The sequence below is a fragment of the Portibacter marinus genome (genome assembly GCF_021533195.1).
GTDB classification, from domain to species: domain Bacteria; phylum Bacteroidota; class Bacteroidia; order Chitinophagales; family Saprospiraceae; genus Portibacter; species Portibacter marinus.
In genome coordinates this window covers 585,285-597,111 of the sequence record NZ_JAJNKB010000001.1, presented here as the reverse complement: position 1 = coordinate 597,111, position 11,827 = coordinate 585,285, and the positions used below count along the sequence as shown (strand labels likewise).

The window sequence follows — 11,827 nt, the reverse complement described above, 5'->3', positions numbered from 1 at the left end:
AAGAAAATTAAAGGATTGTACCGTCAGAAAAATACATGGTAAATTTTAAGTCAGGATTCTGAGTTTTAAAAGTCGAAAGATTATCCTTGACTTTGGTCAGATCGATGTTATCAAATGCAATCTTTTCTATGCTACCAGAATAAGGCAAATCATCAATGATGACATTTCCTTCTGAATCAATACTGAAATAAGAATAGAAACCGGGTTTAAGGTGAACCAATGGCCTCACTACCAAGTTATTTTCGCGTAAAAAAGATGAAATTAAATCGCTTGATCCATTGGCAGTATTTTGGTAATAACCCCAGGCAAAGGAATTAGGGATCTTCTGAAGATTGTTTCTGGTTAGGACCAGTCCTTTAGAATCCTCCATCGTGATGATGTATTCTTCCTCCGACACATTCAGCATTCCAAAGTGGCTATTCAGCTCTTTCACCTGGATACTCAATTGGTAATCTCTATTTCTTAATTTAAAGTCTGCCTCGCCATATGGATAACTCATACCAGAATTGCAATTATCCATGACCGCAATCTCATTAATCTTTATATTTATAGCATTGCTACTTTTAGCGGTCTGAAGTACGAGCTCAGACTCTTCGCACATCACTTCATTAATGGAGGACATAGCAAATCGTAAATCTCGCCCCTCAGGTTGAAGATGCTCAATAATGTCTACTTCAAACTCATTGTCGACATTCAAGATCAATTCGGAACCAGGTTCATTGAAAAGTGAACACCCACCAAATAATAATAAAACTAGGAATAGTCCTACACTGCTACGCATTTCATTCTAATTGTTATGGTAAGAAACGGCATGGTTCTGCTTATGCTGCTTCCGTGTACAAAGTTATTGTTTTTAAAATTCTGTGAGTGCTTTTTAAGACAAATAGAACACTAATACAGAATAAAAAGCATTTACCTCAATTGTCGGAAAAAACATGGACTCCAATATATCTCAAATGTAATGGGAAAATTCAATTTTAATGCCAAGAAAAAAGGTATGATTTAATCCAGTTACATATTATGTGAAAAAAATATATATGATTTTTTTAATATATTTAATGCTTGTATAGAAATAGTTTATATATTTGTCATAGGTCTAATAAGACTCAACCAAAACTGTTACTCGACACCTCTCAAAAGAATAATATAGAATCCTTCTGTATTTAAGAAAACTATTGTTTTAAAACAACTCGATTTAAACGACTTACATGAGAATAACAAGCGAATTCGGCTTAAAAACCGGCAACAATTCTTTGAGATCAGCATTATTTTTAGCACTACTTTTACTTGGATTGCAGAGCGCAACTGGACAGTGTAATACCATATCTGGAAGTGTTATTGAAGAAGGTGCAGGTGAGGGAGTGGCTAATGTTTTGGTAAAGGCTTTTAATGCTGATGGAGAATTAGTAGAACAGGAAATGACTGATTTTTTTGGAGCATATAGCTTTTCAAATTTACAGTCAGATGTAGATTATAGAATAGAATTTGTCCATGGCGGAAATTACAGTCCTGCCCCCAGTAGCTCTGGTAATGGGACCAGCGTGCAATTTGTATCCAGCCCTAATTGCGATGTCAATTTTTCACTCGTAGACCCGGCATCATACTGTGCTGATAATGCAAGGGTTGCATTGACCTGTTTTGTGCAAGGTGGAGTAGGAGAGAACGACAACATAGAAACGCTTGTTTTTACAGATTATAATTTTTCTCTAGATAGCGAGGTGCGAAAGTTTGCGATGAAGAGCCAAACTGGTTCCGTTTGGGGACTAACCTGGAAGCCTTCCACTCAAGAATTGTTTTCAGCTGCTTTTATCAAGCAATATGCGGGTCTTAGTGAGCACGGACATGGTGCGATATTTAGTACCAATACGAAGACAGGTGTAACCGAATTACATGCGAGATTAGATCAACTGGGTCAACCCATTGGAACGATCTTAACTGATCCAGATGTGCCTGAATATGGCGCACAAGTAGGAAAAATGGGGCTCGGCGGCATTGAGATCTCAGAAAATGGTGAAACATTATATGTTATTAATATATATAATAATACATTGGTCAGCTTGTCCTCTACTAACCCAACTACATCGACAACCAGAGCTTTTCAAGTACCAGACCCGGGTTGCAAGGGAGCTGACTTATATAAAGCATTCGCTTTGACCAGGTCAGGAAATAAACTATACGTTGGTACAACATGTACTGCTTTCCAGCAAAAAGATAAGGGGGAAGTGAAAGTCACTGTATTTGAATTTGACTTGACTACTGAGCAATTCAGCGAGATATTTAGTTCGGATTATCCAAGAGGATTTTGGAGAGATACTCCCGCAGATTCGAGAAAAACGCAACACTGGCTGACAGATCTGGCAATCACCGATGAAGGAAATATGATCTTGTCCCTATCGGATAGGATCGCTCACCGATATCACAGTGTTGTGACTCAGGGAAGACTGGATGATCAACATCCTGATATATTATTAGCATGGAATGATAACGGAACGTGGAGGTTGGAGAACAACGCCCAGGCAGGTCCTTTGACCGGTAGTCACCCTAATGCTGCTAATGGAGAGGGACCTGGCGGTGGCGAGTTTTTCGGCTATGATTATTGGATATCAGGTCCTGAGTATCATTCAGAAATTGCGACCGGAAGTGTCATGGTACTCCCTGGTGATGGCTCAGTTGTAGCCACCGTTTTTGACCCTGATTTCGATTCTTACACCGGTGGTCTGCATAAGTACAGTACTTCTACGGGAGAAAAACTTGGCGTAGGAATTATTTATGAACATACAAACGATCCTCAGTTTGGTAAAGCTTCTGGGCTTGGAGATATGGTTACGATTTGCGGTGACCTACCTTTAGAAATTGGCAATCTTTTATGGGTGGATACTGACAACGACGGCATTCAGGATGCTGGGGAACCACACATGCCAAATGTAGATCTTAAATTGTACAATGAGCAATGTGAAGAAGTAGGCAGTACAACCACAGCTGCCAACGGTAATTACTATTTCAATGAAAGCAATGTAGATCTTAATCATGATGGGATTTTTGATGGACCTGCCTCAGGAGCGATGTATTATATCGTTGTAGTGGATGAGGATTTTAACATGGACTCCGGTATCCTTACGACTGAAAGTACATCCTATACTCTGGCCAAAGCAGACGTTGGTTTTGGTACTCAACCAGATATCAATGACAGCGATGCGACTATCTCAGATGCATGTGAAGTTTTTGAAGGAAAGCCTGCAATCAAAGTAACTACAGGGAGCGCTGATGAGTCAGACCACACCTTTGATATTGGATTTACTCCAGCCGGAGGTTTTGATCTGGCACTCAGAAAGGAGTTGATCAGTGCATACGCGGTTAAATATGGCAGTGTCGTCACTTATAAAATCACGGTTTTCAATCAAGGTGGCATTGCGGCAGATGAAGTGATTGTCAATGACTATTTGACCGAAGCATACACTTTTGATCCGGGCCAAAATCCAGGATGGAAATTAGATGATGGTATTGCACAAACATTATTGGGCGAACCGTTGACTCCTGGTTCTAAGCACGAGCTTTATATCAAGCTAATCGTAAACGAGGGTGCAACCACTAGTCAATTGGTAAACTATGCAGAAATAGGAGCTGCATTCGATGCAGATGGCAATCCGCTGGAAGATGTGGATTCTACCCCCGATAATATCGTTGATAATGATAATGGTGGCGTTGTAGGACAGGCAACAGATGATGAAATTAACGATGATGGTACAATAGATGAAGATGACCATGATCCTGCAACTGTAGGTATATTTGATTTAGCATTAAGAAAAGAACTTACAGATCCTGGAGAACAAGTGGTATCCAATTCCTCTGTGGAATTTAAGATCACCATTTTCAATCAGGGTTCTATTGCTGCCCAAAGTGTTACGATTTCAGATTACTTACCTGAGGATTTAATCTTTAATCCTGATATCAATGATGGATGGAAGTTATTGGATGATTCGACTGTTACCTATTTAATCGATGAAAGCATCAACCCATTGACCTCAAGAACCATAAGCTTAACCCTTGAGACTGGAAATTTAATTCCTGGAAATGAAATCATCATTTATGCGGAAATTAGTGCCGCTGTTGATGAATACGGGAATGAAAACTCCGACGTAGATTCCACGCCAGATGGCATCAGAGACAATGATAATGGCGGAAACCCATATGACGGTACTGATAACGAGATTAACGATAACGGAACCATAGATGAAGACGATCATGATCCCGCCATCTTAAATTATCAGCTCTTTGACCTGGCTTTGATTAAAACAACCATATCAAATTCCGTAAAAGCGGGGAGTGATGTTGAATTTGAAATCAAAGTCTTAAATCAAGGTGAAATCGCCGCCAAAACTATTGGTATTGTAGACTATATACCTGAAGGCATGACATTAAATGATCCTGAGTGGTTGATGGACGGCGAAGGAATGGCCAAAAAAGAAATCACTATTCCAGGAGGATTGCAGCCAGGAGACAGTATTACAATTAAGGTCACTCTGAAAGTGGGCGAGGATTTCTTTGCCGGAACCTTGGTCAATTATGCCGAGATCGATCATGTAACAGGAATGGATGATCGTGACCTAAGCGATAGTGATGTTGATTCTCATCCTGATGATGAAAGAAACAATGACCCAGGTGGACTTCCTGGTGGACCTACAGATAATCAGGTCAATGGAGAGAATGGGGAGGACGAAGACGATCACGACCCGGCCTTTGTATTTGTGTTTTCATCTCTTGTCAATGAGTCATGCATATGTCTTGAAAATGCTACAAATACGGAAGAAGGTCAATTTGGAGAACTTATTCAGATCATTGCTCCATCTGGACTGACTTGGTATATAGAACAATCAAACGGACTTTTCGACGCAGGTTTTACTACAATGAATCCTCCGACTGGAGATGATTTTGCAAAGGGCTCTCAATATCCAATGACCGAATTTGCAACAGGACCAGATGGCTACATATTGCCTGAATATCCGATCGGCGGAACAGGCAATAGTGAATACTACATTTTTGGTGTGAGACAAGATGGGGAGGACTACGAGGTAGTGGTGAGAAACACGGTTGGTGATCAGGAAATTATTAGTGATGAAGCTTGCAACTATGCGACCAACAATTTTGAAGCTGCGGAAGGGGTGTGCACTGGTGCTTTAGTTACCTATTGTGTCGACGATTTTGACGGCAGTGCAGAGAATGAATGGATCGTGGATGGTGATGCTGCAATAGTAGGTGCTTCTGATGCTGAGTGTGTGAATGTACAGTATGGAAACACCGTTGGCTCACAAGTAGATTTGGTTTTTACCAGTAATGACGAGTCTGCTTGTTATTCACCTGCAATGAGAACCGTAACGATAGGTGAAAGCGCGGGTACTTTATCTTGCTTATCCAATATGAATGTTTCTTTGGATAATAATTGTATGTTAAGCATTAGTCCGGATGCGATATTAACTACTCCGGTAAATGTGGAGGCTGTTTACTCGGTCATTTATACAACTCCACAAGGTTTTATGCTGGGAAACAACGTAGATTGGAACAATTATGTAGATCGAGAGGTAGTGGCGAAAGTCATGGATAATTGTAGTGGTAATTCTTGCTGGTCTACGATTTATGTGGAAGACAAAAGAGCTCCTGAGATTGAGTGTTTCGACCTTACAGTATCTTGTATTGAGATGATGGAGTATAATGGACCTTTCGTACTTGATAATTGTTCAGAAGATATCATTTTGACTGCCACTGGACAGACTCAGACCCAATTAGATTGTGATCCTGATTATTCCTATATACTAACAAGGTCATTTAAGGCTCAGGACGAATATGGAAATCAGTCAGATGAGTGTACGCAACAAATCTCAGTTTTAAGACCAGATGTGGATGCTATTGTAGGACCTGAAGACCGAACGGTTATGAATGATAATGCCTTGACATGCAATTATCTTGATACGCTAGAGAATGGAGGTGAGTTGGACCCTTTTGAATTTGGTGTGCCAATGCTAGAAGGCCAACCTATTTATCCATCAAGCGGAGAATTCTGTAATCTAGGTGTGACTTATAAAGACAAGGTGTTTCCAACTAATGGATGTGTTACAAAAATCATGAGGACCTGGCTCATATTTGAGTGGTATTGTGATAATGTCACCCCGGATACTATTATACAATTTATCAATATTGCGGATATGGAGGCACCTCAGATTACTTGCCTCGGTGACATGACAGTAAGTTCAAATGGATCTACTTGCGAGGGTGTGGTCAATTTGCCACAGGCATTAGTGTCTGATGATTGCACTACAGATCCAAGAGTGGATATCAGTTATCCTGGTGGGTTCTTAGAAAATTCCAACGGCGGAACCATTTTGTTGCCTCTAGGAACTCATGAGGTCACTTACACTGTTACTGATGATTGCCTGAATTCCAGTAGTTGTTCGATTACAGTGACGGTTGAAGATAGAACACCTCCGATTGCCATTTGCCAGCAGCATACTGTTTTAAGTGTAAGAACTGATGGAACTACTTATGCTCTTGCGAGCTCCTTCGACGATGGTAGTTATGATGATTGTGCCTTTGGTGGCCTGGAAATCCGAAGAATGGATGGAGGAGAGGCATGTGGAATGGATGACGGAGGATTGTTTGGCGACAGAGTGGAGTTTTGTTGTGAAGATGTCGGGGAAGAAGTGATGGTTGTACTCAGAGTATATGATGCTTCTGGAAATGCTAACCAGTGTATGGTCAGTGTTCATGTTCAGGATAAAAATCCTCCTTCAATTGTTGCTCCTCCGAATTTAACAGTTGACTGTCTTGAAGCCATCGATCTGGATGACTTATCGAGATTTGGAGAAGCAGTAGCCACGGACAACTGTAATAATACAGAAATCCAGGAAACTGTCTTTTCAGGATTGAATGAGTGTCGGACAGGTATCATTCAGCGTAGATTTATTGCTACAGATGGAAATGGTACTGCGACAACCTCACAGTTTATAACTGTTATAACAGAAGATACTTTTGACCTTGACAACATCATCTGGCCTCAGGATTACTTCACTTCTGCACAATGTGATGCAGGTTCTTTATTGCCTGAAAACCTGCCAGAACCCAATGGCTATCCAAGATTTATAGGAGAAGGTTTCTGTACTCAGCCTGCCTATTCTTATTCTGACAAAGTATTTGACATTCTAAATTCAGAAACAACGTGTCAGAAAATCATCAGAAGTTGGTTTGTAGAAGACTTCTGCCAATTTGATGAAAATGGTGAGTTTATGTTTTGGAGATATGATCAGGTCATAGAAATTTTCAACGATGTACCACCAGTATTAACATCGACTTGTGAGGATGTTACCATCTGTTCTTTCAACGAGAATTGTGAAACAGGGACAGTTACTTTATCAGCTGGCGCTTCTGATGATTGTACTCCGGGAGATATGATGCGATACGCTTATTATATTGATTTCGATAATGATGGTGATTTTGATCTGGAAGATTTTGGTGCCGGAGATACCGTTACCGTCATGGGTGAGTATCCATTGGGAGAGCACTCTATTTTATTTAGATTTTCAGATATATGTGGAAATACAGTGTCCTGTCGACAGAAGTTTACGATCGAGAATTGTGTCGAGCCAATTGTGGTTTGTCATGATGGTCTTAGTGTAGGACTTACTGCTATGGATTTAGATAATGATGGTGAATTTGATGATGAAATGGCCATTGTCAAAGCCAGGAGTTTTGACGCCAGTAGTTACCATCCTTGTGGGGATAGTCTCATTTATAGTTTCACCGAGAATCCTGCAGACAGTTGCAGAACTTATGATTGTGACAGCATTGGCATGAGAACCGTTAGAATTTATGCCATTACTCCTTCAGGTCAGGTTGGATTTTGTACAACTACTTTAGATGTCCAGGATAACAATGATGTTGATATTTGTAGAGATGTTGAGGACTGCATTGTTATGCCGGTTGACATTACCATCACTGAGTGTGTGGTCGACTTGAGTCCTGAAACTATAGGTGGGGGACCGATGATTGACCCGGAATGTATTTGCACCATGACTAATATTGAGTTCGATGATCGTGATTCCAGTAACGTGAATAATAGTTGTACGACCATCATTCGAGATTGGACTGTAACCTTCATGTGTGGAGAGCCCATGGTATTTACATCAACTCAAGTCATTACTATTTTTGACAACAGGCCACCGATCATCGAATGTCCTTCAAGTGTCACGGTAAGTTCTTCAGATGATTCCTGTGAAGGAAGAGCAGAATTGGGAATTCCAAGTGTGTTGAGTGACTGTACTACTGAATTTACCATTACCAATGATTCTGAATTTGCAGATTCTAATGAAGGTGATGCGTCAGGGATCTATCCAGTAGGTTTAGATACCGTGGTGTATACAGTAACAGATAAGTGTGGGAATATTGCAACATGTGCAGTGACAGTATTGGTTACTGATAACGCAGATCCTATTTGTGATGTGAATGATATTACCATCAACGTTACGGATACAATAGCGGACATAACAATTGATCCCTTCTTAATAGATAATGGAAGTTTTGATGAGTGTGGAATGGTGGTTGATCGCACGATAACTCCTTCTGTATTCGGTTGTCCGGATGCTGGGACCGTTCAAGATGTCGTGCTAACCATAACTGATGAAAGTGGGAATACAACTGAGTGTATGGCTCAGGTCACTGTAAGAGATAGTGTTGCACCTATATGTGTAACCAGAACTACCAATGTCAACTTGTTTGATGATGCAATGGTGACCATTCCGGCGAACCTGATCAATAACGGAAGTTTTGATTTATGCGGCGAATTAGCCGACCTAGAGATCATGAATAATGGCTTTAATTGCGAAAGACTGGGAACTCAGACGGTAATTCTTCGGATTACTGACGACAGTGGTAACTTTACAGATTGTGAGCAGGATGTCACTGTTGTCGACAGAGGTGAACCTGTCTGTATTCTTCAAGATATTACCGTACAACTGGATGGAAATGATCAAGCTGTGATAACAGGAGATGATATTGATAATGGAAGTTTTGATATTTGTTCAGGTCTAGATAGTCTAATATTAGATCGTACTAGTTTCGACTGTGATGATATAGGAGATGTCACCATTAATGTTATGGCGGTAGATAGTGCGGGAAACACTACAGATTGCCAGGCAGTTGTCACCGTAGAATCTGGTGGTATGCTCATGTGTATTGCTAATGATGTAACAGTTTACCTTGGTGAAGACGGACAAGCGACCATTGAAGTTGCAGATGTAGACGGAGGCAGTGGTGTGCCATGTGCTGAAGATGCTACAAAATCCATCGACAGAAATATGTTTTTCTGCAATGATGTAGGTATTGAAAACCCAGTGACATTGACGATTTCCAGTTCACTTGGTGATACCAGTTGTACGGCAATGGTCATGGTTCTGGATACCATTTCTCCTGTCGTGAATTGCCCTGCTGATATGACTATAAATTGTGTGGATATTGTCGATGATTTAAGCGTTTTTGGCAATGTAAATACGATAGGTAGTAACTGTTCTGTTTTAACGGAAGATGTGATTGATACAGTGGCCTTTAATTTGAACGAATGTGGAACAGGATCGATCGTGAGAACATTCACAGCCACTGATATTAACGGAAATTCAAGTCAATGCTCGCAAATATTAACCGTGCAGACGGGCTCCTCTTTTGGAGGGGAAAACATAACCTGGCCGGCAGATACTTTGGTCATAGAGCAATGCATCAGCATTGATCCGGATACCATCGATAGCAGACCTACTGTGATGATACCGGATTCTATGTGTACAAACCTTGGGTTTGCATTTGAAGATCAATTTATCACATCAAATTCGAATTGTCAGGATACGGTGGTAAGAACCTGGATGGTCATTGACTCATGTCCAGATCCATTCAATGTTTTCACTTTTGAGCAAGTCATTATTGTTATTGACGAGATGGCGCCAATGATTACATTAGAAGACTCACTGTTCCTATGTGATACACTGGTTTCCTATGAGTTTGAAGTTGCAGACTGCAATGAGATTAGCGTGGTGTATACTTCTGATACTACAGTAAGTGGAATGGGAACTACGATAATAGGGGACTTCCCGGAAGGAAATACAACGGTTAGAGTAACCGCAACGGACCGATGTGGCAACACAACGGAGGACTCAATAGTATTTAATATCGTTTTGGATACAGTACCTCCACAACTAATGTGTAGAAATAGAAATATTGCGATTGAAGAAGACGGCGAAACGGTTGTGCTTCCTTCTGATGGTCAATGGTTCTTCGGAGTTTCAGACAATACCACGGATTCTACAGATTTAATGTATTCATTTAATCCTGACTTTGACATGACTAATGACACCATTGTGTTCACATGTGATAGTGTTATCCTTAAGTCTCACACCTTAGATATATATGTGAAGGACAAGGGTGGTAATGTTAGTACTTGTATCGTTTCTTATGTGACCACTGATCCTAATGACGTATGTCCTGACAACTTGAATGGAATTGAAGGAACAGTAGCTACCGAAAGTAAACTCCATGTTCCGGATGTACGTATGGACCTGATCAATGGTGATGTTTATGAAATGACGGATGCTTCAGGATTCTACAGATTTGCTGGAATGCAAAGTGAAAAAGTATACGAGCTAAGACCTGAAAAGAATACAGATCATATGGCTGGTGTATCTTCTCTGGACTTGATTTTAATTCAGCGTCATATTTTGAATATTACGAAGCTGGCTTCGCCGTATCAATTGATTGCCGCGGATATCAATAGATCAGGCAAGATTACAGGAAAGGACTTGCTGGATTTAAGAAAGAACATTCTTGGGCTAGTAAACTCATTCCCTAATAATACGAGCTGGAGATTTGTGGATGCGGGATATTCATTTGTGGATGCATCTAATCCGTTTAGTGAAGTATTCCCAGAGTCATTCATGGTTTATGATATGAACAAGAGCCACAAGGTTGACTTCATAGGAATGAAAGTTGGTGATGTTAATGGATCGATTCAGATGAACAAGTTGAATGATGTTGTCAGAAGAGGAGCACCGTTGGTTTTCAATATCCACGATCAAAAAATAGACGCTTTGGATGAATTGCTTGTACCTGTGAAATTATCTCATAACCTTGAGTTGGTGGGAGGACAAATAAGCTTTGTGCTGCATCCTTCTATCAGTGTTGTGGATATCACATCAGAGTTGTTAGATATCAGTGTCTCAGATTGGTCCGTTAGACAAGAAGGAAGCAAAACTTTGTTGACCTTGCTGATTTTACCACAGGAAAATTTGAACGTGGGAAGTGACGAAACACTCTTCAATATCAAGTTGAGTAGTGCAGAGCCAATGCAGTTAGAAGATGCTATCTCCTTTAATGTATCTTTTGATAATGAACTATACGACGAGGCTTTGAAAATTCGACCGCTTTCGTTGAATATCATTCCAAGAGAAATGATCAGTAACTCCGATATGATTTCAATGGTTAATACACCTAATCCTTGGAAGGATAAGACGACGATCAGTTTTGATCTACCATCGAACCAGAAAGCAACCATCAATGTTTACACGGTTACTGGTGCATTGGTGAGATCTATTTCCGGCGACTATATCAAAGGCAGAAATGAGGTGGTGCTGAAGTCGAGTGATTTTGATCAAAATGGTGTGTTCTACTATGAACTAGTGACGGACAATGAAAAGATTTCGAGGCGAATGATATTACTAAAATAGAATTTTGATAATAATGTGTTAAACGGTCTGATTATTGATATAGTCAGGCCGTTTTTAGTATTTTCGTGCATTATTTA

General features: G+C 40.4%; 2 protein-coding genes. One reads left to right on the top strand and one right to left on the bottom strand.

The genetic code is table 11. The features are described 5' to 3' along the window. Positions 1–7: 7 nt before the first annotated feature. Positions 8–781 (bottom strand): hypothetical protein, encoded by a 774-nt coding sequence (locus L2567_RS02485; protein WP_235296109.1) that lies wholly within the window; start codon positions 779–781, stop codon positions 8–10. A 427-nt stretch (positions 782–1,208) separates the two neighbouring features. Here L2567_RS02485 and L2567_RS02480 point away from each other — a divergent pair, with 427 nt between their 5' ends. Next, positions 1,209–11,750, top strand: a complete 10,542-nt coding sequence (locus L2567_RS02480; RefSeq protein ID WP_235296108.1) for an SdrD B-like domain-containing protein — start codon at positions 1,209–1,211, stop codon at positions 11,748–11,750. The last annotated feature ends 77 nt before the right edge of the window (positions 11,751–11,827 follow it).